This window comes from Methanosarcina sp. UBA289, assembly GCA_002496565.1.
Taxonomy (GTDB): domain Archaea; phylum Halobacteriota; class Methanosarcinia; order Methanosarcinales; family Methanosarcinaceae; genus Methanosarcina.
On record DAKJ01000004.1, the window covers coordinates 67,932 to 89,809 of the forward strand.

Genomic DNA, 21,878 nt, shown 5'->3' on the forward strand with positions numbered 1-21,878 from the left:
GGCTATAGTTCTCAAGAAAACTGTGTAATATTTTAGAATAGCCCAAAATAGAAATTAACTGAAAAGAAAGCAGAAATAGATGCAAGTTAAAAAGTATAAAACAAAGTTCGGATTAGATTCTGCTCGGATTCAGCTTAGAAAAAGCTAACTTTCTTCTTTTTCTATCCAATTTTCTTCTTCCTGTGATCTGTACCAGTTATGCGTATTTCCATGCTTCGCGGATGTGCATTGCATTCATTCCCAGGCTCTGGGGTGGGTAAATATCATTTTCGGGCGTGTCGCCGATTGAGAGTACTTCCCAGGGTTCAAGCCCAAGTTGATCAAGAGCCAGCTTGAAAAGTCGGGTGTCAGGTTTTTTGATCCTATGGTCGGAAGATAGAATTACGAAGTTAAATTGATCGTAAAGGTTCAGGAAGCGAAGTTCTTGTTCGGTAAAAACTCTCTGGGCATTGGAAACGATACACTTCGGAACATTTCGATATTTCTCAAGCAGGCGCAAACTCTGGGGATAGGCTTCAAGCTTTCTTAAGGATGCAGTCCTGAAGGTTCTGGCAGTTTCAACTCCAAGCCACTTGGGATCGATTTCCCGGAAAGCATTTTCGGCACAGATCTCTGTAAAGATTTCTTCAATGCGGATATCCGGATGCTGATGACCTGAACTTCCAAGTCTTTGTATTACTTTCCGTCTGTATTCTTCCTTGAGCCGATCAGGTTCGACTCTCACACCCTGATAAAGCAGCCACCTGCTCAGCCTTTTGTTCGTTTCCCGACTTTTTTCATCAGTCCTGATGTCAATAAGGGTTTTATAACAGTCAAAAATTAGACCTTTTATCTTTCCGTTTTGGAGCATAGGGACTCTCCTTCAGTTTTTCGGAATTTTTAGAGTTCTAGATTTCTATAATTATGACATCTATAATTCTGGCGTCTATAATTCTAGCTTCTATAATCTTGTCTTCAATTAATCACTTGATAATAGCTATCATATATATATTTTACGTAAATATCTATATATTTAGTGAATAGCAATGTATAGTTTTTAATTCTATAGGTAATTAATTTTGTACAAGGACTGTGCAGAGGAAATATCTGGACCTAGATTACGGTTAGGTGAAAAAACTGATTTTCTATGGAAATCCATATTGCCCTATCTTCCTCTATCTAAACCATATACAGGAAGCCCAATAAAGGTAGATTGTGAGGAATATAAAAGAAAAGTACAATAGAGGAATTCTTTAGTTAGATAGATTCGTGTAAGAAGATATTTTCAAGATATAAAATCAAAGAAATATCAAATCTTGGGTGTAATATTAGCAGCAATAATGAGTTAGATGAAGTTTTGTAATCGTCTCATAAATTCCTTATTTTTTTAAATTCCTTACGCTTCCTAAAATACCTAATAGTTTAAACAAAATAAAATAAACAAACCAGGTCATCAAAACGACACACGCGAGTTTTAAAATCAACGTAATATCCATAAAAATCAACCTATAAAATCATTATATTTTTATATATTGCCCGAGGATTTTCTTCCAGTTTTATATTATATTCTATAAATATGAAAAATCTTTGCGATATTATTTGTAATATCACCATTAACAAAAAACAAGATTCATTTTGTAGAATGTTTTCAAATAAAATAGATAGTTCTTTTATTTAAAGTTTTATTTAACAACATGAAGTTGGGTTTTTATATACAGAACTCATCTCAAAACTCACAATGCTTTTTGAATCTTTTATTTTAGTGGCAAATCGAGCCCCTGATCATGAAAGCAATCCTGAATAATTCTGACAATTGAGAAAAATGGGTTTTGGGATGAGCTCTTTCATAAAAATATAAAACATAATGTTAAATCCCCGTTTAAATTCAAAAGATAGGGAGTCTTCATAATAAAGGAAAATAGATTAAATAAAGAGTTTGGAAATTTACTGCCTCACTGAAAAGAGTTTGATATTTTTCATTCCAGTTACTCCTTCAGACCGAACTGTTTCCATGCCTCTTCAATATGCATGGTGCGCATTCCAAGTTTTTTTGCAGGCACTAGATCATTTTCGTTAGAATCTCCTATTGACATAACGCACTTGGGTTCGAGTTCAAGGTCCATCTTTTTGAGCGCAGTCATAAAAATCCTGAGGTCAGGTTTCTTGTACCCTACATCTGATGAGAAGATAACAAAATCAAAATAATCATGGAGCCCGAGGAACCTGAGTTCCAGTTCGGAAAAAACTCTTTGACCATTAGAAATTATGCACTTCGGGATATTTATACAGTGTTCAATTAATTTTATGCTCTGAGGGAAAGCTTGGAGTTTTCGTATAGAAGCTGCCCTAAAAACCCTTGAAGTCTCTACTCCAAGACTTTCTTCGTCAATTTTCCAGACCGAATTCTCCCTGCAAATCTCTGCAAAGATTTCCTCTACCTTTATCTCGGGATATATTTCCTTTGAATTCTCCATTTTCTGCCTGACCTTAAACATATACGTTTCCCACAGTTTTTCAGGCTTTATCTTTACTCCCTCATAAGCGAGCCACGCGCTCAGCACTTGATATGTCTCCAAGCTATGTTCTTCGGTACGAATATCAATTAGGGTCTCGTAGCAGTCAAAGATAACCCCTTTTATATGGCAGCTCTCAAATGCCTCCTCTCCTTTTTCTGGAGAATGACTCAAAAATGTAACCTTAGCTTCACCTTTTTCAAGCTTGTAATCGTTAGAGATGATCTTTCCTCCCACACCCTTAACTAAACAGTTACCTAATTGCTTTTTATTTTACTTAACTATCTTTCATTTACTTAATTAACTTTTTTCAGTTAATTGGCTTCTTCCTTTACTTAATTGCCCTTTATCCTTATCTAATTGCCTCTTATTTTTCAGTCAATTGGCCTTTATTTTTTATTCTGTCGGTTTTTATCTTTTGTTAATTGCTTCTAAGCATTCACGTGCTTCTTTAATCAAATAATTTCTATAGTCTCCCCGATGAAGTCTGGCCGAACGGAGAAGTCCTATACTCATAAAAAAAGGCAAAATCTCGGTAATATAGTTAAAATCCTTTTCATCACTACTGTATTCCCAGAGAAAATTTCCTATATAAGGTTCGGCTTTCCATCCTCCCCCTCTGTGCAGTTCAAACTCATTTTTAATTTCTGCGGTAAGAATCCCGAGATCTCTTACTGGATGCGCGTGAAACCAGGAACTTTCAAAGTCAAGTGCATAAGGCTGACCTTTACAAAAGATATAATTGGAAGGAGTAACGTCCCTGTGAACCATGCAGCCGTACTCCCTGTTTAGAAGGGGACTGTACCACCATTGTCCAAGCAGTCTATTGAAAGTCTCTCTGATATTACTATCCAGTTTCAGATGGTCCAGCACTTCATGATAATTTCCGAACTCTTTTTCCTTATTGTAGGAAGATTTTGTATGCTCATGCAGATGTCTAAGCATATGTGCAACTGCGGCAAGTTTTTCATAAAGTTTTTCTTCATGACTGAAGTACCACGCCAGAGATTTTCCAGGTATATGTTCGGTTACAAGGGCGCAATTGAACTTCTTATTGATTGCAAGTGGCTTTGCAACATTTATTACAGAAGCAGCCTTTTTAAGATTCAGATATTCGTTCACCATGCCTTTGTAAGGGTTATAATCTTTCAACTGGCCGGTAGGCTCAGCAAAAAACTTTGCCATAACGCTAAAGTGTTCACCCTTGAAATGATACCTGCAGACCGTATGGGATGACTTGTACTTAAAAACATCAACAGAGCAATTTTTATTCTTGAGCCGATGCCCGACAACTTCTTCGACAAGCCAATCCCTGAAAGGGTCTCCAAGGCTTAAAGTATTAACATGGAGTGATGCCACCTCAAATTACCCCCACTTTTCCAGAACTCCCACAGTTGTATGTTTTTCCGCAATATAATCCCATCTCAAGTTAATTTTTGTAATTGAGTAGTCGCCAGTTTTAAGGTTTGATTATCCAATACTTACAACAGTATACTATAGTTTGGATATTTTATATTGTTATTGGTGTTTAACTGCAAGGAGCTTATTCTTCTTTCTCAAGTTTGGACCCTCCGATGGCAGCTGTGTTATTGTCTTCTATTTCTTCCCAGTATCCCTGTAAGGCGAGTCCCTGAGTTTGATTCTTACAATCCACTTTGCTTACATCTGCGAAATGTGGAATATAATCTTAATTTTTTGATAAGCTTAATATTTATATATAATTAATATTTATCTCTCTTCTAATATTATATTCGCTAAATACTACTGTCGCAGCGATACAATTTGGAGCAATTTCACCGACGTATAAATTAGCGACATATAATATGAGGATAATTTTACCAATAGTATTCTACAGATAAATTTGACTTGTTAATTGGTAAGATTATATTTAAGCAGTGTATCTGCTAATGGAAATGAGTTGAAAAACTAACAACTTTAGATTCTACCATATAAATAAAAACTTGGGGTGTAAACAAATGGGGAAACAAATGATTGATAGAATTAAAAAGACACTGACTATTTTATCGGTAGTTCTTTTTGTAGTGTCAATAACAGCTGCTGCAGTAAGTGCAAATGACGGTTACAACCGTGGTGACTATGGTCATCACGGTGGTTACGATCATCATGGCGGCTATGATCATCATGGCGGCTATGATCATCACCACGGCGGCTACCATCATGGCGGCTACGATCATCACCACGGCGGCTACCATCATGGCGGCTACGATCATCACCGCGGTGGCTACGGTGGTCATCACGGCGGTTATAGGTAATTAATAATCCTGAAGAAGATAGTAGTTACTGCAGTATGACAATATTAATCTCAATATTAAAAACTAAATACTATGGTTATGAGGCTCTGTTATAGCTAATTATTTAATTTTTCATAAGCTAAGAAAAAGATTAACACAAAATACACGGAAAGCACGGAGACTTTCCGTGCGCTTTTTTCCTTTCTGCAGTACTTTCGAAGAGTACACGGCTCATACACACATTTGAAATTAATTCGGAGGGCATATACTTGACTGTTCTTTTCTTTAATATGGATTCAAAATTGAAATTTTGACATATTTTGGAATGAATGCACTAGAATAATTATTAATAATACAAAATTTTGAGAAGCAATTTTGAGTTTTGGGATTAACCCTTAATAAATAAGCAGGTGAATAAAGCCATCATTAAATAGAGCCTGAAAGGATTTCAGGCCTTATAATATCCAATTTCTTCTTTTGTAAGGTAACACGCAGGGTCATCTGCCCAGACATTCCCGTATACGGCTTCGGCCCGTACCCTGAAATTACCATTGCAAACATCAAGCCATTTGCATTGCGCACAGCGGTCTGCGTGGGCTTTTATCAGGGGTTTCCGGTTTTTAAGCCCGGCCATGAGTTCATTACTTAGGTCAGTCCAGATTTCACTGAATGGGCGTTCCCGCACATTTCCAAAAGAATAGTGTCTCCAGAATTGGTCGGCATGTACCGCTCCGTCCCAGGATACGCAGCCTATACCTATCCCTGAGGAATTGCCTTGGTTCATGGAGAGAAGTTCAAATACTTCGGCAGCTCTCTCCGGATTTTTTTTAAGGAGCTTCATGTACAGGTAAGGCCCGTCACAGTGGTTGTCAACAGTCAGGACTTCGGCAGGAAAACCTTTTTCGTGGAGTATTCTTGTCCTCTCGAGTATTAAGTCTACAGCTTGCCTGGATTCTTCAAGGGAAAGATCTTCGCTTACCATTTCTGAACCCCTACCTGCGTAAACCAGATGATAAAAGCATATTCTGGGAATTTTTTCTTCTTCAAGCAGATCAAAGATTGCAGGAATATCCCTGACATTTTGCTTGTTAATGGTAAAACGCAAGCCCACCTTTATGCCTTCTTCCTGGCAATTGTGAAGCCCCTTAATAGCTGCGTCAAATGCTCCTTTCATGCCCCTGAACTTGTCATTTGTTTCCCTTATTCCATCCAGGGAGACTCCTACGTAAGAGAGTCCTACGTCCTTCAGCTTCTTTGCCAAGTCCCGGTCTATGAGTGTCCCGTTTGTGGAAATTACAGCCCTCATTCCCTTCTCATGGGCATAGGCTGCAAGCTCAGGCAGGTCTTTTCTCATCGTTGGTTCCCCTCCGGAGAAGAGAATCACCGGGCTCCCGAAACTTGCAAGGTCATCGATAAGAGCTTTGCCCTCTTCAGTAGAAAGCTCGTTTTCAAATTCTATATCCTTTGCCTGAGCATAACAGTGGACACATTTCAGGTTGCAGCGACGGGTCATATTCCAGACCACAACTGGCTTTTTATCTTTTGAAAATTGGAGTAGATGAGAGGGAAGCCTCTTTGATTCCCTTCCATAGCGAAGGGCATCAGAGGGTTCCACTGTTCCGCAGTAAAGTTTTGAAATACCTATCATGTCTATCAAAATCTCAAAGCTGGTTCTTTATAGCCTTTAGCAGGGCTTCAAAAGTGAACTCGTCGGGAATTACGTTTGCATTAATTCCATATTTCTTCAGTGTGTTTCCTGTAGGCGTTCCTATAGCTCCTACCACGGCCATGTTGAGAGACTCTTTTATAGTTTCTTCTGATCCCATCTCTTTCGCATGTTTCATAAAGCCTTTTACCATCATCGAGCTTGTAAAAGCAAAAGCATCCACTTCCCCTGCAAGTGTGCGCTCGATCAGTTCTTTCTGATCTGTTCCTTCAGGGATGCTGAGCGTGTAAACGTGAGTCTCATTGACAATAGCCCCGCATTTTTCAAGTCCTTCTATTAAAACTTTAGCTCCAAAAGCGCTCCTGGCAAGCTCTACAGTTTTTCCTTTTACTTCAGGGCAGAGAGCTTCTACAATTCCTTCGGAACTGTAATCTCCTGGCAGGAAAGAATTGTCAATTCCTATTTTTAGGAGTTCCTTTTCCGTATTAGGTCCTATTGCTATTATCCTAGTTTTTTTAAGTGATTTAATAAAATTTTTCTTTTCAGTTTCCGAGAGCTTGTCAAGGGTAAAGGTTATTCCATTTGCACTGGTAAAGATCACGTAGTCAGACATTCCGGCAAGAACTCTCTGCAAGAAAGGTTCAAACCCCTCATCTTTCATTCCTTCAAGCCGGATCATGGGGGCATATAATGGTTCAAAACCGTAGTCTTGCGCAAGTACTTCTGATTTCTCCCTGTAGCTTTCTGGCCTCATGATTGCAATGACAGGCCTTCTTTCTTCTGCCATATTTCCCTCTCCTGTTATATCCTATTCTTTCCGTGCTGGGTTAAAAAGCCGCTCCTGTCCGCTGTTCCCCTAGGATTTCTTGCAGGCGTACTACATCGCCTACAACTGTAATGGCTGGAGCCTTTACTTTTCTTTCCTCTGCCAGACTGGCAATATTTTCAAGGGTTCCCACAGTTACTCTCTGGTCAGGCCTCGTTCCTCTCTCAATAATTGCAACAGGTGTCTGAGGGTCCTTCCCATGTTTAATTAACTCTTCTGCGTTCCGGCCGAGCATTTTCACGCCCATAAGGATTACAATTGTTCCTCCGAACTTTGCCAGGGTTTCCCAATCAAGTCCACTCTCTTCTTTTGTAGGATCTTCGTGCCCGGTTATGAAAGTGACCATCGAGGTACTTTCCCTGTGGGTTACCGGAATTCCTGCATAAGCAGGCACTGCAATCGCAGAAGTGATCCCTGGCACGACTTCAAACTCAATGCCTTCAGCTACAAGCACCTCGGCTTCTTCTCCGCCTCTCCCGAAGACGTAGGGATCGCCTCCTTTAAGCCTGACTACTATCTTTCCTTCTTTTGCTTTCTGCACAAGCACTTCATTAATCTCAGTCTGGGTCATAGTGTGGTTGCCGGCATATTTTCCAACATCGATTTTTTCCGCACTTGCCGGCATTGAGTCCAGAATAGCTTTTCCAGGAAGCTGGTCATAGATAATTACTTCAGCACTGTCAATTAGACGGCGGGCTTTCAGGGTAAGAAGCTCTGGATCTCCAGGACCTGAGCCTACAAGGTAAACTTTTCCGTAATTTCCTGACATATTAATGACGGTTCCTTTTTTCCTTTATATTTCCCGATAGATGATTTTTATCTCTCAGCATGCTTTCTTCATATCTTTTTGGATAGTTATATCCTGGCTGGGGGAAGTCCGATTGATGATTATCACTTTTAAAGAAGAAAGCATGTCTTCTTAAAGGGAAGGTTGATAGAAATGTAAATCTGTAGGGTTTAAAGGGCTTTTATAATAAATAATATCCCATCTTAACACATCATTATCTATGAACTTTTTATATATTGGATCTTATTTATTTTTCTATATTAGATCCTTTTTCTGAACCGCAACTGTTGGGCTTCAACCGTTGCGCCGGTTGATCACGCCAGATGGGGTTTGGGGACAAGTTCCTCAAACTCAAACAGTGCCCCGTTTTCGATCAAACCTTTTTTGAAAAGGTTTGCGCTTAAGCTTTTTTTGAAAAGGCTTGCAGGCAAGCAGTTTTTTTGAAACGGTTTGTGATGCAGTTAAGATGATGGCAATCAATAAATACCTCTTAAGTAATTACTGAGTTCGATATGCTGCGCATAATTTTTCTTGGCACTGGAGGCTCTCTGCCTACTCGCAACAGAAACCCGTCCGCAGTAATGGTTAATCGGGAAGGAGAGCTCATTCTGTTCGACTGTGGAGAAGGCACCCAGCAACAGATGATGCGGGCAAAGACGGGAATGATGAGCCTGTCCTCTATTTTTATCAGTCATTTCCATGCGGACCATTTCCTAGGAATCCCTGGCCTAATCCAGACAATGTCTTTCATGGGAAGGAAAGAGCCTCTTCTGATTTACGGCCCTGAGGGGACAATGGAATTTACTGAGCTTTTTAAAGCTCTTGGCTACTTCAACCTTAAATACGAAGTCCGAGGCATCCAGTTAAAACCAGGAGATATTGTAGAAAGAGAAGAATATGTGATCCGAGCTTTAAAAACCGAACATAGTATTTCAAGCCTCGGATATGCCCTTATAGAAAATCCCCGTCCAGGGCGTTTCAATCGAGAAAGAGCAATCGAACTGGGTATTCCTCCTGGCCCTCTTTTCGCAAAATTACAAAAAGGAAACACGGTAGAAGTTAATGGAAAGCTTGTAAAACCGGAATATGTAATGGGAGCCTTAAGGCCAGGAAGGACTGTTGTATACAGCGGGGATACAAGACCCTGTGAGTCCGTTCTTGAGGCCAGCCGGGGTGCAGATGTGCTGATCCATGACGGCAGTTTTGCGGATGAAATGGCAGATTGGGCGGAAGAGTCAAAACATTCGACAGCAGGGGAAGTCGCAGCCCTAGCAAAGGAGGCTGGGGTCAGGAAGTTGATCCTTACCCATATCAGTTCCCGGTATACTGATGACGCCGACCCTCTTCTGACTGATTCGAAAAAAGTGTTTGAAAATGTAATTATAGCCGAAGACCTGATGGAGATTGAAATCCCTTATAGGTCGAAATAAGACTTAAATCTTTTTTATTCAAAAAATTATAGTTATAACGAAAGTATGGATTATTCTGTGCAGAATCAGAATAATTCAGACGAGAGTCCAATCCAGTTTTTTGTTTTCAGCATCGTAAAGTGTGACATGCATGGTTTTGTCTTCTACTTCATAGATAGGCTTGATTCCTAAATAAAGAGTGTCTCCATAACTAATATTGAGATTATTATTTACTCTTCCAAAATATACTCTGCCTTTTGTGCTGTTTTCTTCTACTGTTATACCTTTCCACATCAGGTTCTGGATCACACTTATAACTTTACACTCAAATCGGTCGACTTCACGTATCTCATTCATGGGGATCCCTTTTAATTCTTATTTCTTATCTGGTTAAGAGTTTATTAAACTCATTTCTGTTAGAAAATAACGATTTTTATACATAAAATTATTCCTGTTCTTTCAGGCAAAAAGATATGTAAAAACACTATACTCAAAAAGATTTATATTTTAAACAAAAAATTATTTCCAAAAATTATCTCAAAAAGTGTGGTACTTTTTTAGAAATAAGTACCTTAAATTCCATACTTTAACAGTATTTACCTTTCCTCTAGCTTAAATATAAAGTTCAGAAGGACCCTGGAGGGCATCTTTCCTGCCAAGTTTTGCAAGCGCGTTTTCAAAATCCTTACTTGCTACTATTTCCCGATCTTCTATTATTGCTTTGTGAAGAGCGGTTTTTAAAACTTTTTCCACAAGGTCTCTGCCTGAAAGTCCATTTGCTTTCTTTGCAAGTGCTCGGAAGTCACAGCCCTCTACCTGCAAGGGGAAGGTTTTTACATTTGATTCAAAAATCTTGACGACTTCTTCTTCTCCGGGAAGAACGAATTCAATCTCTTCTTCGAACCTGCTTCTTATAGCTGAATCCAGGGAATAAATCCTGTTTGTGGAGCAAATGGTACATACCCCCTCGCGTTCCACAATGCCATCCATTTCGGTTAGAAGAGCGTTTACAATTTCGCTTACGTCTCCCCTCAATTCCTGGTATTTTCGATCTAGGGCTATTGCATCAAGTTCGTCAATAAAAATTATACAAGGAGCCATCTCTTCTGCTCTGTCATAGAGCTGGTGGATCTGGCGAGCTCCGTCTCCCACATATTCTCCTATCAGCTGTGTAGCCTTGACAGGTATGATGGGAACATCAGTTTTGTTTGCAAGAGCTTTTGCAAGCATAGTTTTTCCGGTACCTGAAGGACCGAAAAAGAGGATATTTCTTGGCGCCCATTTCCCAAAGCGTTCGGGCTCTTCAAGAAAGCGTTCGATCAGCCTGCATTTTTGCTTTGCAAGTTCCTGCCCGATTACGTCTTCAAATTTAACGCTACTCTTTATTTCTGCCGAGGAAGGAAGCCCGTTTTCTTCTTCAGTTACAATAATTGAAGTTGAACTTCCTATCATGGATTCTGCAGGTTCCACATCTATGATGCGGTAGGCAAAATCTGGGAACATCCGTCGGTCAAAGAGATAGTCTCCCTTGCGGGCAACATATCCATTCCACTGTTCCCGGGCATAAAATTCGAAAACATCCCTATTTTCAATAACAGGATATTCGTCCATCATGCCGCTTAACGGATAACCTTCCGGCTTCAGGATCAGAAGCTCGGAGGTAGATTTCCCAAACTCGGTGTTATTTTCATGATTCTTTTTCGCGTTCACTCTTTGTGAGACTGGTCGCACTTTGTTATCAACTCGAATACTTTTCTATACCTCTATAGTAATCCGAAGAGCTAATAAAACTAACCCCCTAAACTAGGCAAAATATTCGACTGCGAAAGGCTCATCTTCTTCTTGGAGCTGAGACACTGGCTTCTAGAAATCTTGCTTTTAAGCTTCTCCCGGAGGAACCATTTACAAGGTTTCTTTTCAGGGACTCAGACAATCAGGTATCATTATATATTCATATCTTCAATGTAACTATGTATATGTCTTGTGGGACATTGTATAAGTGTAAAATATTTATATGAGTATTCAAATAAGTCATTTGTTATTTGAAATATATTTGAATCAAAAGTTCTGTAAAATAATGGGTTTTCTAAAGATTCATTATAGAGCTTTGAGATTATAGCATTATAGCCCTTTATAGTGCACAAGAAGGGGTACGATCTAAAAGAGAAAACTAATATATTAGATAAATAATATAAAACTCATAATTATTGAATCAAAAGTTATTTTCAAACATGTTTGAAAATCTACCAATAACTTTGAGTAAATTATATGATTAGTATGTATACGTATTGATTCTTAGAATTGTACAGTGATATTACATCAGTAATACAGCAAACTAACGACTTTAAAAATTTCAGTACCTAAATAAGGTAATTTCAGAGTATGATTTTTATGTTTACTATGGAGAATACTGAAGGTTTCGACCAAAAAACTCTTGATAAGATGAACGCTGAAGTCAAAAAAACTATGAGCAAGCACGATCCAAAATCAAAAAACTATAAAAAATTATTTGAACAAATTGAGGACCAGGTCTTCGACAAATACTGTTCCGAGGTGTTCAGGCCCTCTCTCAAACTTTGATAATTTACCGTTATGAATTTACTGCTAAGTAAATCCTGTGAAGGTGAATTTTCTTTTTTTATTCTATTCTATTTGATATGAAAGTGCTTCAAGTACTTTCATTTATTTGTACCTGTACTCAAAGAATATCATGTGCGTTTTTACTAATCCTTATAGAACTTTCAATAATTTTTATATTCATCAATCTTTGTATTATTTATCATTGTGTCTATTAGATTAATTTCTATTACCTGTATTCTGTTACCTGAGTTTCCCCTGCCTGTATCTTTCTATATACTCTAATTCTCTTGTTCTTTTTCGGTTTAATTAGTACCAATAACTTTTTTATATTCCTGTCTCTTATCTCCAATTATGTCTCTTTGCAGCAAAACTAGAATTTTGAGCCTTTTCCTTCTGATTATGCTTTTGTTCGCCCCCATAGCAGGGGCGGTCTCAAATGCAGGCAATATCAAAAAAGCCGACCTCTATAAAGCGCCTGAGAACTCTACTACAAATAACAATCTCTTTGCAGAACTGAGTACAAAAGCCGAGCTTTATAACACGAATTTTGATAAAGTTCCTGGAGTTCTGCAGAGACTTGTAGCCAGTGAGGAAATTGCCGGGAAAATCAAACTTGAGAACGGCGAGATGCTTTATGTGACTTTACTAATGGGAGGAGGAAAAATAAGGGATTTCTACAGTTATACCACTCCTAACGATCCGAACTCAAAGTTTGGGCCTTCCATTACAGTGGAAACCGATGAAAAAACCGTAAAAAAAGTGCTTGATTCGGAAGAGCCCTTAAAAGAAGCAGTGAAAAGCATGAATGATGACTCTCTAAAGGTAGAAACTGAAGGAATTTTCCGAAATATGATGCTCTCAACTTTAAAGGCATTCTATAAATAAAACAACCTTTTTTGATCTCAAAAAAATAATTAATTTGAATTCTCCTTCCCTTTTCGGGAAAAGAATTCTATTTTTTTAAAACTACTAATTTGTTTTCAGAAAAATCCTAATTCTTGAATTGTTTTCAGAGTTCCTGATTTTTTTCTTTCTGAACCCTGATTTTGGATCAATGTTTGACAATCTCTCCGGGATATGTATATCTTCCTTTTTCCATTATCACGCCAATGTTTATACTTGTATTGATGCCGGTATGCACGTCATCTCCCATAATGACTCCGAGTTTTCTCCTACCCGAGTCAAGAATCCTGCTTTTTATCATGACTTTTATGTTTTTCCCATCATGGCGGAGATTTGCAACCTTTGTACCAGCTCCGAAGTTGCAGCGGCATCCAATAATGCTGTCTCCAACATAGCTTAGATGTCCCACATGAGTATCTTCCATGATAATCGTATTTTTTATTTCAACGGCATTTCCTATCCTGACGTGGTTCCCGATTGCGGTGGAAGGGCGGATAAAACAGTTAGGCCCTATATCGCAGTTCTCTCCTATTATCACTGGGCCTTCGATATAAGAGCCGCTTCTGATAAGAGTGCCTTTTCCGATTACAACCTCCCCTTTTATGGTTGCATTCGGTTCCACGGTACCCTCACAACTTCCCTTAAGGTCTTTCAGGAGGTATTCATTTGCTTTAAGGAGGTCCCAGGGATACCCTATATCTATCCATCTGCCTTCCAGGGGACTGTAGCCTACGACTGCTCCACTATCGATCAGCATCTGGATAGAATCCGTAATCTCAAATTCATTTCTCACTGAGGCCTGGGTTCTGTCAATAAAATCAAAAATGGATTGCCTGAAGAGATATATTCCGGCGTTGGCAAGGTTAGTTGGAGGATTTTTAGGCTTTTCTATTATCCTGACAACTCTATTATTCTCAGTTTCAAGCACTCCGAAATCCGACGGGTTTTCTACCTCTTTTACGCAGATAACCGCTTCTTCTGTCCTTGAAACCAGGGCTTTTAAGTCCTCCTGTCCTATGAGCATGTCCCCATTGAGTACAAGAAAAGACCCATCAACATAGCCTTTTGCACAGCCTATTGCATTTGCAGTCCCTAGCTGCTCTTTTTGCTGTACATACTCTATGCTTACTCCCCATTTGCCTCCGTCCCCAAAGTACTCCTTTATCTGCTCTTCGAGATAACCGGTAATGAAGACAAAGCCTTCAATGCCTGCTTCTATAGCTGAATTAAGTATATGCTCGAGGATGGGCTTATTTGCAACCTGGAGCATGACTTTAGGACAGCCGGAAGTCAGAGGTTCCATCCTTGTGCCTTTGCCTGCCACAAGGACAACCGCTTTCATTTAAGGGCCTCCTTTACTATCTTTTCAACCATCTCGAATATCTCATCAACATTTTCCCTGGCTTCAGCCGTGATTCTAACTTTTGCTTCCGTTCCCGAGGGGCGGACAAGTACCCAGCCGTTGTCCATTTCTGCGCGAATGCCGTCAATATCAAGTACTTTTCCCAGAGGCTCGAGTTTATCCTTCACTTTTTCCATAAACTCTACCTTTTTCTCGTTTGCACAGGGTAGAGCTCCTCTTTTTGTGGCATACTTGGGAAGCTCTTCTCGAAGTTCGCTTAATTTCTTTTCCTTGACAATCTCAACAAGTCTTGCGGCTGCATAAATTCCATCCGGGCAGTAGGAAATCTTCGGGAAAATCCAGCTTCCGGAGGGTTCGCCTCCATAGATAGCACTGCATTGTTTTATGCCCTCTGCGACGTAAACATCTCCTACTCTTGTCCTTACAATCTCCGAACCCTGAAGGGAATCGTCAACCATCATCGAAGTGTCCACAGGCACGACAACCGTTCCTTTCTTACCACTGCACTCATATAGCCCGAAAATTGCAAGCAGTTCGTCGCCTGATACAAAATTGCCTTTCTCGTCCACAGCCATCATCCTATCCGCATCACCGTCATGCGCTATTCCGAGATCGGCTCCAAAATCCACAACAGCTTTTTTGAGCAAGGAAAGGTTTTCATCGGTTGGCTCCGGATTTCTTGCAGGGAAATGCCCGTCAGGTTGAGCATTCAGGGTTATTACCTCACAGCCCAGTTCCTGAAGAAGATAAGGGCTAATTGTCCCTCCTGCTCCACAGCCGCAGTCCAGTACTATTCTCAGGCTAGAGCTTCCGACGAGCTTTTTGATCATGTTCATATGAGCCTGGATAGCATTTCCGTCTTCTTCGAATTTGCCTATCTGGTTCCAGGGAACCCTGGAAAAATCCGCATTTTCAATCGCTTTTTCAATTTCGTCCTGTTGAGCTGAGTCAAAGGCCATGCCGTCAGGATTCCAGAGTTTGATCCCTACATACTCAGAAGGGTTGTGGGAAGCTGTAACCATTACACCGCACTCGTATTCTCTGGCTGCATAAGCCAGGGTTGGAGTACTGACAAGACCTATCTCTGTAACACTACAGCCTGCTGCAGTTAGTCCTGCAATCAGGGCATGCTCGATCATAGGGGCCGAAACTCTTGGGTCCCTTCCTATAACTGCAGTCTTTTTCCGGCTTCCCAATACAAGCCCCACATTAAGTGCAAGTTCGGGCGTGATTTCTTTGTTTGCTATCCCTCTTATTCCTGAAGATCCGAAGAGTTTCATATTTCCCATTCCGAAGTTTCATGAAGTGTATTTTCTTGATTCTATGATTTTTTATTTTCAGTCTTTCCGTTATTCCACGGTGACACTTTTTGCAAGATTGCGCGGCTTGTCAATCGAGCATCCCCTTGCAAGAGCAGTATAATAAGCAAGCAACTGGAGGATTACAACACTGAGCAGCGGAGAAAGCAGTTCGCTACTCTGAGGAATCGTTAGGACAACATCCGCATATTTTCCGATCTCGGTATCTTTGTTATCGGCCACTGCAATAACCGTAGCGTCCCTGGCTTTTACTTCCTTTATGTTGCTTAGCACCTTATCGTAAGTCTGCCCTCTTGTTGCAATTGTAACTACAGGCGTTCCTTTTTCAAGGAGAGCAATCGGCCCATGTTTAAGCTCACCTGCGGCAAAACCCTCAGCATGCAAGTATGAAATCTCTTTTAACTTGAGAGCTCCCTCAAGGGCAATCGGATAGTTAAGGTGCCTGCCGAGGAAGAAGTAGCTCTTTGCTTGAGCAAAATTCTCTGCACATTCCTTGACTACTTCTTTCTGGCTAAGGATCTGCTGAATCTGACCTGGTATTTTTCTTAGATCCGTAATAAACCCTTTAACATAATTAGGACTTAGCTTGCCTCTTGAAAGGGCGAACTTTACGGCAAGCAAATATAGAAGTGTAAGCTGGGTACTGAATGTCTTGGTCGCTGCGACTCCTATTTCAGGCCCCGCTCTGGTATAGAGCACACTGTTAGTTTCTCTCGTAATGGTGCTTCCTACAACGTTTGTAATTGCAAGTGTAGGGCAGTGGTAGGACATTACTTCCCTGACGGCCGCAAGGGTGTCTGCAGTTTCTCCTGATTGGGTAATTGCAATGGCAAGAGTCCCATCACTTATAACCGGGCTTCTGTACCTGTATTCCGAGCAGATATCTATATCGCAGTGAATTCCTGCAAGCTGCTCAAAAAGGTATTTTCCAAGCAATCCTGCGTGCCAGGAGGTTCCGCATGCCAGAATCTGGACTCTTGAGAGCCTCTTTATCTCATCCTCGGTCATATTAAGTTCTTTAAGTGATATCGTTCCTTCAAGCTCCGAAAACTTACCTGCGAGTGTATTATGAATAGCACTAACCTGCTCGTGGATCTCCTTAAGCATGAAGTGTTCGTAACCGGCTTTTTCAGCAGCTTCAAAGTCCCATTCAATCTTTTCTATCTTCTTTTCTCGGATCTTTCCTTCCCTATCAAAGATCTCTACACTGGTAGGAGTCAGAACTGCGGTTTCAAAGTCATTTACGAAAACGACATCCCTTGTATAATTCAAAAAAGCTGTTACATCCGATGCAGCAAAATTTTCTCTATTGCCAAGTCCTATAACAAGTGGGCTGTCTTTCCGGGCAAGCACGAGTTTTCCCTGTTCATCAGCACAGAGAACTGCAAGGGCATAAGAACCTTCAATCTCTTTTAGCGCTTCCCGGAGCCCTGTAAGAAGTTCGCATTTTGCTTCTGTTCCCTCAGGCTTCCCGTATATGTGTTTATGCAGGAGGTGTGCTATCACTTCAGTATCGGTTTCAGATTTAAATTCATATCCTTCTGCAGTCAATTGCTCTTTCAATGCCATGTAGTTCTCTATGATTCCATTATGCACAACCGAAATCTTACATGGATTTCCAGAGTTATGGGGGTGAGCATTTATTGTGCTGGGTCGCCCGTGAGTTGCCCAGCGGGTGTGCCCTATTCCAATGTTGCCACTTATTTTTTCTGGAATTATGGCTTCAAGGTTTATAATTTTCCCTACTGATTTATATGTGTCAATTCCACTGCCCAGAACCGAAATTCCAGCAGAATCATATCCACGGTACTCGAGTTTTTTGAGTGATTCTATGATGACAGATGCAGCAGAATTTTCTCCTGCATATCCTACGATTCCACACATTTTTTTCCACCTTTTTGGGATTAAAGAACCACTGAATGACGGGATAGATCTCTGTATATGGTGTTTCCAGATTCAACCTGGCAGTCAACAGCGATTGTTACTCCGGCTTTCAAAAGTACGCGGTTCCCAATCCGGTTATCGTCTCCAAAGATGGTGCCGAGTTTTGGAGCCCGATGAATAGTTCCGTTCATAATGATCGACAAGCCTTCTTTTTCTTCAACAAAGAAACCTGAGCCAATTGTATTGTTGCTTCCAATTATGGAATTTGAGATCTGCCCGTGTGAGTATATCCTGCAGTCATTCATTATTATACTATTCTGAATTTCGGTAAATGATCTGATTGATACATTGTCTCCTATTGTTGTGGAGGGCAGAATAACTACATTGGGGCCTATATCACAATTCTCCCCTATGACAACAGGGCCTACAATATAAGTTCCTGAGCGAATCCTAGTATTCTTTCCTATTGCTACTTTCCCGCTTATTACAGCCCCCTCTTCCAGTCCTCCTTCAAGCCTTAGGTTCCTGGCGGAATTTAAGACTATGGCATTTGCTTTTAATAGATCCCAGGCATGGACCGCATCAAGCCATTTTGATTCGGTAGGAACGGAAGTAATGATTTTCCCTTCGTCAATCATAAGCTGGAGGGTATCGGTTATTGCATATTCCCCATTTTCGGATATAGGAGTCTTTTCGATAGTTTCAAAGACTTGCGGAGTAAAAACATAAATTCCGGTATTTACGATACGGCTTAGGTCTCCAGGCCTTTTTTCTATAATCTTTGTAACTCTCTTCTTTTCTTCTAGAACCACGCCGTAGCCTGCGGTCTCTTCCATCCGAACGGTCAGAAGGCTTGCATCTCCCTCATAATTGTTCAAAAGATCTGCAATAGTTTTCGGTTCCACAAGGTTATCTCCATTAAGCACGAGAAATTCCGAGTCCTCGGGGCCGATCCACTTTTTTGCTTGTTCAATTGCGTGTGCAGTACCTAACTGAGCTTTCTGTTCAACGTACTTTATTTTTACTCCGAAATTCAGTCCGTCTTCAAAATAGTCCATTATGCGTTCTTTTTTATATCCAACAATTAATATTATCTCAGTTATCCCATTTTTTTCAAGCGAATCTATTACATGCTCTAGAATAGGCCTATTGGCTATAGGAAGCATGACTTTTGAACGAGTCAGAGTAAGAGGCCTGCAGCGCAGCCCTTCTCCTGCTGCAAGGATGATAGCTTTCATAAATTTAAAGAACCTTTTTTAGAATTTATACATTACCTTCAGAAGTTTTGGATGAAATATGTTGCATAAATATATCTCAGATGTCTTGCTGTATAAGGGATAACTAACGATAAAAAAGTAATCCTCTATAATTAAAAAATAAGTTCTCCATATTGATGAACAACTCCAGTATCTAAACTGTAAAATGTGGTGAAATTTTATCCTCTATCCCTGCTTTTATAGGAAATTTCTCTCTTCTTAACTACTCAAAAATTATTTATTTTATAACTCAGATATACATTTCCTACCTTTATATCTTATGCCTCCTAACTCTTGGAATTCCGGGCAATTTTTTAAGAATTCTTCCTACTAGAATTTTGATTAACTATTGTATATTTATTATACATTTTGGGCAACTTATGAAAAATATTAATACAACTCTTACGATTTTTCTGAACAATTTATGCTTCTTCATAAAAGTATAAAGCAAGAAACTTTGGATATCATTGAAACGCCTAAAACTAAAATTTAAAAAATTATTGTACTTATGAGTAGCTGTACTTCGAGAATAATTGCGCTTCAAGAATAGTTATATTTTGGTAGCAGTTATACTTTAGAACATTACTTCAATATTTAATATTGCCAGTCTATGTTTATGGATTGTCTGGATATTGGTGATCTCTGGATGTTTTCTTACTTCCTATCTTTTACTCTGCGATGATTTCAACTTTTCTGCAAGAACCTTTTTCGGCTAGCCCTTAAAATCTGTGTTTATATATCCAATTTCTATATAGATAGGTAAACACTGAACTAAAATCTCAGATTTTTAATATTTTAAAATCCTTACTTTTTTCAGAGAAGCCGAATGGGCTCCTTGTAATGAAGCGCAAACCTCTGTATAAATAAGTTTAAGTATAGTATGAACATATAACCTTTAAAAAAATTTGGATTATATCATGAAGTAACTTCTAAATTGAACTCAGCAAGAAGCAGGTATTTATTGCATTGGAATACAAAAACACTATCAATATAGTAATTATATCAATATAGTAATTATTACCTAGCATAAGAGTGTCCTCAGGAACCAGTTCCTCGGGTTTCGCAGTCTTAAGACGAGCTTTTCCGTATACTGGTTACTGTCTTGAGGAAATACTTTCACTCCGCTTTCCTTAACTTTATATGCTGTGGCGTTGTATATCAAAACGCCTCTCTATACAATAAATCTAACCAAGAGGCTTGAGGTAGGACAGAATGAAGCAAACAGCCGAATCTATTCGAGATCGATTTTTAAAGCTTGGAATCGATGTGCCTGTAGAGGACATCGAAAGCAGACTTGACGAACTTATTACAAAATTTAAAGTTCCTTCAAACGAGGCCCAGCGTAGCGTAACCAACTACTTTTTAAAGAAATATTCAATTCCTAAGAATGAATTTTACGTCAGGCAGGCTGAACCACAACTTACCAAGATTGTGGACATCTCGGAAAACGGACAGTGGGCAAACCTTAAGGCAAAGGTTGTCCAGCTCTGGGAAAATACTCATGAGTCCATCTCTCAGGTAGGACTGTTAGGGGACGAAACAGGAATTATAAAGTTTACCGAATGGAAAAATGCCGAACTGCCTGAACTTGAACAGGGAGAGAGTTACCTTTTCAGGAGTGTTGTTGTAGGAGAGTACAATGGCAGATTCCAGGTTCAGCTCAACAAGAACAGTTCAGTAGAAAAACTGGACGAGGTCATTGGGGTTGGAGGGGGAGATTTCGTGCCCGCTGCAAGAGAATCCGAGCTCAGAAATATCTCCGACCTTGTTGGAGGCCAGTGGGCTACAGTCAAAGGAAAAGTGGTTCAGCTCTGGGAAAACTCTCACGAATCGATTGAGCAGGCAGGGCTTCTAGGGGATCAAACAGGTGTCATAAAATTCACTAACTGGGCCAGTTCCGAACTTCAAGATATGGAAGAAGGCAAAAGCTACATTTTGAAAAATGTAGTTGTCAATGAGTGGGGCGGTAAAACCCAAATCCAGCTTAACCGGTCAAGTTCTATAGAAGAACTTGATGAAGATATTGAAGTTGGATCAGCAACTTCCACATACTTGGGAGCAATGGTAGATATCCAGACCGGTTCAGGCCTCATAAAACGCTGCCCTGAGTGTAAAAGGGCTCTTGTTAAGGGCGCTTGCCCAGAACACGGGAAAGTGAAAGGGGAATATGATCTGAGAATAAAAGCAGTTTTGGATTCCGGAACTTCCACTCAGGATGCCCTGATTAACAGAGAACTTACTGAAAAGCTTGCAGGTCTTTCTCTAGATACTGCAATTGCAATGGCCGCAGATGCCCTTGATCCCGGCGTTGTGATGGATAAATTGAAAACTGAACTGGTAGGTAGATACTATACCGTAACCGGGCATAAACTTGATCGCTATATCCTTGTAGATTCAATTACTCCCAGGACTTCTCTGGATAGAGAAATGATTGATGAAATGCTTGTTGAACTGGAGGTGCAGTAAATGCCAGGCTTTTTCAGAGAAGCTGCTCGCAGGATTTTTGCTCAGGAACTAAAGGATTCGAATCTGACCTCAAGGGATGAAAGCGATCAGTACGCTCCGCAGTATCTGTTGACTCCCACAGGGGCTAAAGTAAATCGCATCTTCCTTGTTGGCACACTTATCGAAAAGGAAGATATCGGCACTGATTCAGAATACTGGAGAGGAAGGGTCTCAGACCCAACAGGTTCCTTCCTAGTTTATGCTGGACAGTACCAGCCTGAAGCTGCTCAGTTCCTCGCTGAGTGCGAGTTGCCAGCTTTTGTAGCAGTTGTTGGTAAAACAAGCACCTATACCACAGATGATGGAAATGTACTGACTTCCATCCGGCCAGAATCCATCCAGCAGGTTGATGAACTTACACGGAATCTCTGGGTGCTTGATACTGCAAAGCAGACTCTTGAGAGAATAAGGGCAGTTGAGGCAGAGATAGACCAAAACTCAAAACTTGCAAAAGAACACTACTTGACTGATACTGGTCACTACCGTTCAATAGTCAAAAAGGCTCTTGAGTCCCTCAAATAAATGGAATGAAACCAAAAAGAATAAAAAAATCATCAACAAAGATATCATCAAAATCGAGGGTAATGCCCCTTAATTCTTTATTATTTAAAAAGTTAAATTTTATTCTCTTAATTT

At 40.0% G+C, this 21,878-nt stretch carries 18 protein-coding genes; 6 read left to right on the plus strand and 12 right to left on the minus strand.

What is annotated here, in order from left to right; all coding sequences use genetic code 11:
• Positions 1–196 precede the first annotated feature (196 nt).
• The 3 genes from BP549_RS00815 to BP549_RS00825 form a co-directional block, all read right to left on the minus strand.
• Complete coding sequence (locus BP549_RS00815) at positions 197–850, minus strand: HAD family hydrolase (RefSeq protein WP_292377429.1); 654 nt, start codon at positions 848–850, stop codon at positions 197–199.
• A gap of 1,114 nt (positions 851–1,964) precedes the next feature.
• On the minus strand, positions 1,965–2,729 hold the full coding sequence (locus tag BP549_RS00820; protein ID WP_292377431.1) for an HAD family hydrolase: 765 nt from the start codon (positions 2,727–2,729) through the stop codon (positions 1,965–1,967).
• A 174-nt stretch (positions 2,730–2,903) separates the two neighbouring features.
• A complete protein-coding gene (locus tag BP549_RS00825) occupies positions 2,904–3,851 on the minus strand; it encodes a phosphotransferase (RefSeq protein WP_292377432.1) in 948 nt (315 codons plus the stop codon).
• A 617-nt stretch (positions 3,852–4,468) separates the two neighbouring features.
• Between BP549_RS00825 and BP549_RS00830 the strand changes: the two genes are divergently transcribed.
• Positions 4,469–4,765 carry a hypothetical protein gene (locus BP549_RS00830; RefSeq protein ID WP_292377434.1) on the plus strand — a complete coding sequence of 99 codons (297 nt, stop codon included), beginning with the start codon at positions 4,469–4,471 and terminating at the stop codon, positions 4,763–4,765.
• Between the two features lie 427 nt (positions 4,766–5,192).
• Here the strand turns inward: BP549_RS00830 and ahbC are convergent, their stop codons facing one another.
• From ahbC to cobA, 3 genes are read right to left on the minus strand one after another with little or no spacing between them, the layout of a single operon-like run.
• Entirely contained in the window at positions 5,193–6,392 is a 1,200-nt protein-coding gene (ahbC, locus tag BP549_RS00835; protein ID WP_292377436.1) for a 12,18-didecarboxysiroheme deacetylase, read from the minus strand.
• Positions 6,393–6,405: 13 nt separating this feature from the next.
• Positions 6,406–7,197, minus strand: coding sequence for a uroporphyrinogen-III synthase (locus tag BP549_RS00840; protein ID WP_292377438.1), 792 nt, complete (start codon positions 7,195–7,197; stop codon positions 6,406–6,408).
• 40 nt (positions 7,198–7,237) lie between these two features.
• Positions 7,238–8,005, minus strand: a complete 768-nt coding sequence (cobA, locus tag BP549_RS00845) for a uroporphyrinogen-III C-methyltransferase (protein ID WP_292377440.1) — start codon at positions 8,003–8,005, stop codon at positions 7,238–7,240.
• A gap of 530 nt (positions 8,006–8,535) precedes the next feature.
• On the opposite strand from cobA, the gene BP549_RS00850 reads away from it, so the two are divergent.
• Positions 8,536–9,453 (plus strand): ribonuclease Z, encoded by a 918-nt coding sequence (locus BP549_RS00850; protein WP_292377441.1) that lies wholly within the window; start codon positions 8,536–8,538, stop codon positions 9,451–9,453.
• Positions 9,454–9,528: 75 nt separating this feature from the next.
• Here BP549_RS00850 and BP549_RS00855 read toward each other — a convergent pair whose 3' ends face one another.
• The gene (locus BP549_RS00855; RefSeq protein WP_292377443.1) at positions 9,529–9,789 is read right to left on the minus strand and encodes a hypothetical protein; all 261 of its coding nucleotides are present in this window, start codon (positions 9,787–9,789) and stop codon (positions 9,529–9,531) included.
• Positions 9,790–10,044: 255 nt separating this feature from the next.
• Complete coding sequence (locus BP549_RS00860) at positions 10,045–11,163, minus strand: AAA family ATPase (protein WP_292377445.1); 1,119 nt, start codon at positions 11,161–11,163, stop codon at positions 10,045–10,047.
• 669 nt (positions 11,164–11,832) lie between these two features.
• Between BP549_RS00860 and BP549_RS00865 the strand changes: the two genes are divergently transcribed.
• Together BP549_RS00865 and BP549_RS00870 are read left to right on the plus strand one after the other, a co-directional pair.
• Positions 11,833–12,012 carry a hypothetical protein gene (locus BP549_RS00865; RefSeq protein WP_292375772.1) on the plus strand — a complete coding sequence of 60 codons (180 nt, stop codon included), beginning with the start codon at positions 11,833–11,835 and terminating at the stop codon, positions 12,010–12,012.
• A 399-nt stretch (positions 12,013–12,411) separates the two neighbouring features.
• A complete protein-coding gene (locus tag BP549_RS00870) occupies positions 12,412–12,897 on the plus strand; it encodes a hypothetical protein (RefSeq protein WP_292377446.1) in 486 nt (161 codons plus the stop codon).
• Positions 12,898–13,063: 166 nt separating this feature from the next.
• Here BP549_RS00870 and glmU (BP549_RS00875) read toward each other — a convergent pair whose 3' ends face one another.
• The 4 genes from glmU (BP549_RS00875) to glmU (BP549_RS00890) all read right to left on the minus strand — a co-directional run bounded on the left by glmU (BP549_RS00875) (position 13,064) and on the right by glmU (BP549_RS00890) (position 18,719).
• Positions 13,064–14,257 (minus strand): bifunctional sugar-1-phosphate nucleotidylyltransferase/acetyltransferase, encoded by a 1,194-nt coding sequence (glmU, locus tag BP549_RS00875; RefSeq protein WP_292377448.1) that lies wholly within the window; start codon positions 14,255–14,257, stop codon positions 13,064–13,066.
• Complete coding sequence (gene glmM / locus BP549_RS00880) at positions 14,254–15,558, minus strand: phosphoglucosamine mutase (RefSeq protein ID WP_292377551.1); 1,305 nt, start codon at positions 15,556–15,558, stop codon at positions 14,254–14,256. The genes glmU (BP549_RS00875) and glmM overlap by 4 nt, the downstream gene beginning before the upstream one ends.
• 69 nt (positions 15,559–15,627) lie before the next feature.
• Positions 15,628–17,481, minus strand: coding sequence for a glutamine--fructose-6-phosphate transaminase (isomerizing) (gene glmS / locus BP549_RS00885; protein WP_292377449.1), 1,854 nt, complete (start codon positions 17,479–17,481; stop codon positions 15,628–15,630).
• A gap of 20 nt (positions 17,482–17,501) precedes the next feature.
• Positions 17,502–18,719, minus strand: coding sequence for a bifunctional sugar-1-phosphate nucleotidylyltransferase/acetyltransferase (gene glmU / locus BP549_RS00890; RefSeq protein WP_292377450.1), 1,218 nt, complete (start codon positions 18,717–18,719; stop codon positions 17,502–17,504).
• Between the two features lie 1,230 nt (positions 18,720–19,949).
• Here glmU (BP549_RS00890) and BP549_RS00895 point away from each other — a divergent pair.
• Positions 19,950–21,203: a replication protein A gene (locus BP549_RS00895; protein ID WP_292377452.1), complete on the plus strand. Its 1,254-nt coding sequence runs from the start codon at positions 19,950–19,952 to the stop codon at positions 21,201–21,203.
• Positions 21,204–21,764 (plus strand): RPA family protein, encoded by a 561-nt coding sequence (locus BP549_RS00900; protein ID WP_292377454.1) that lies wholly within the window; start codon positions 21,204–21,206, stop codon positions 21,762–21,764.
• Positions 21,765–21,878 lie beyond the last annotated feature (114 nt).

What these genes read in the sequence shown, in the direction of transcription:
- BP549_RS00815 (WP_292377429.1), bottom strand. Translation starts at nt 850, where the DNA reads ATGCTCCAAAACGGAAAGATAAAAGGTCTAATTTTTGACTGTTATAAA.
- BP549_RS00830 (WP_292377434.1), top strand. Translation starts at nt 4,469, where the DNA reads ATGGGGAAACAAATGATTGATAGAATTAAAAAGACACTGACTATTTTA.
- ahbC (WP_292377436.1), bottom strand. Translation starts at nt 6,392, where the DNA reads ATGATAGGTATTTCAAAACTTTACTGCGGAACAGTGGAACCCTCTGAT.
- BP549_RS00840 (WP_292377438.1), bottom strand. Translation starts at nt 7,197, where the DNA reads ATGGCAGAAGAAAGAAGGCCTGTCATTGCAATCATGAGGCCAGAAAGC.
- cobA (WP_292377440.1), bottom strand. Translation starts at nt 8,005, where the DNA reads ATGTCAGGAAATTACGGAAAAGTTTACCTTGTAGGCTCAGGTCCTGGA.
- BP549_RS00850 (WP_292377441.1), top strand. Translation starts at nt 8,536, where the DNA reads ATGCTGCGCATAATTTTTCTTGGCACTGGAGGCTCTCTGCCTACTCGC.
- BP549_RS00855 (WP_292377443.1), bottom strand. Translation starts at nt 9,789, where the DNA reads ATGAATGAGATACGTGAAGTCGACCGATTTGAGTGTAAAGTTATAAGT.
- BP549_RS00865 (WP_292375772.1), top strand. Translation starts at nt 11,833, where the DNA reads ATGGAGAATACTGAAGGTTTCGACCAAAAAACTCTTGATAAGATGAAC.
- BP549_RS00870 (WP_292377446.1), top strand. Translation starts at nt 12,412, where the DNA reads ATGCTTTTGTTCGCCCCCATAGCAGGGGCGGTCTCAAATGCAGGCAAT.
- glmU (WP_292377448.1), bottom strand. Translation starts at nt 14,257, where the DNA reads ATGAAAGCGGTTGTCCTTGTGGCAGGCAAAGGCACAAGGATGGAACCT.
- glmM (WP_292377551.1), bottom strand. Translation starts at nt 15,558, where the DNA reads ATGAAACTCTTCGGATCTTCAGGAATAAGAGGGATAGCAAACAAAGAA.
- glmS (WP_292377449.1), bottom strand. Translation starts at nt 17,481, where the DNA reads ATGTGTGGAATCGTAGGATATGCAGGAGAAAATTCTGCTGCATCTGTC.
- glmU (WP_292377450.1), bottom strand. Translation starts at nt 18,719, where the DNA reads ATGAAAGCTATCATCCTTGCAGCAGGAGAAGGGCTGCGCTGCAGGCCT.
- BP549_RS00895 (WP_292377452.1), top strand. Translation starts at nt 19,950, where the DNA reads ATGAAGCAAACAGCCGAATCTATTCGAGATCGATTTTTAAAGCTTGGA.
- BP549_RS00900 (WP_292377454.1), top strand. Translation starts at nt 21,204, where the DNA reads ATGCCAGGCTTTTTCAGAGAAGCTGCTCGCAGGATTTTTGCTCAGGAA.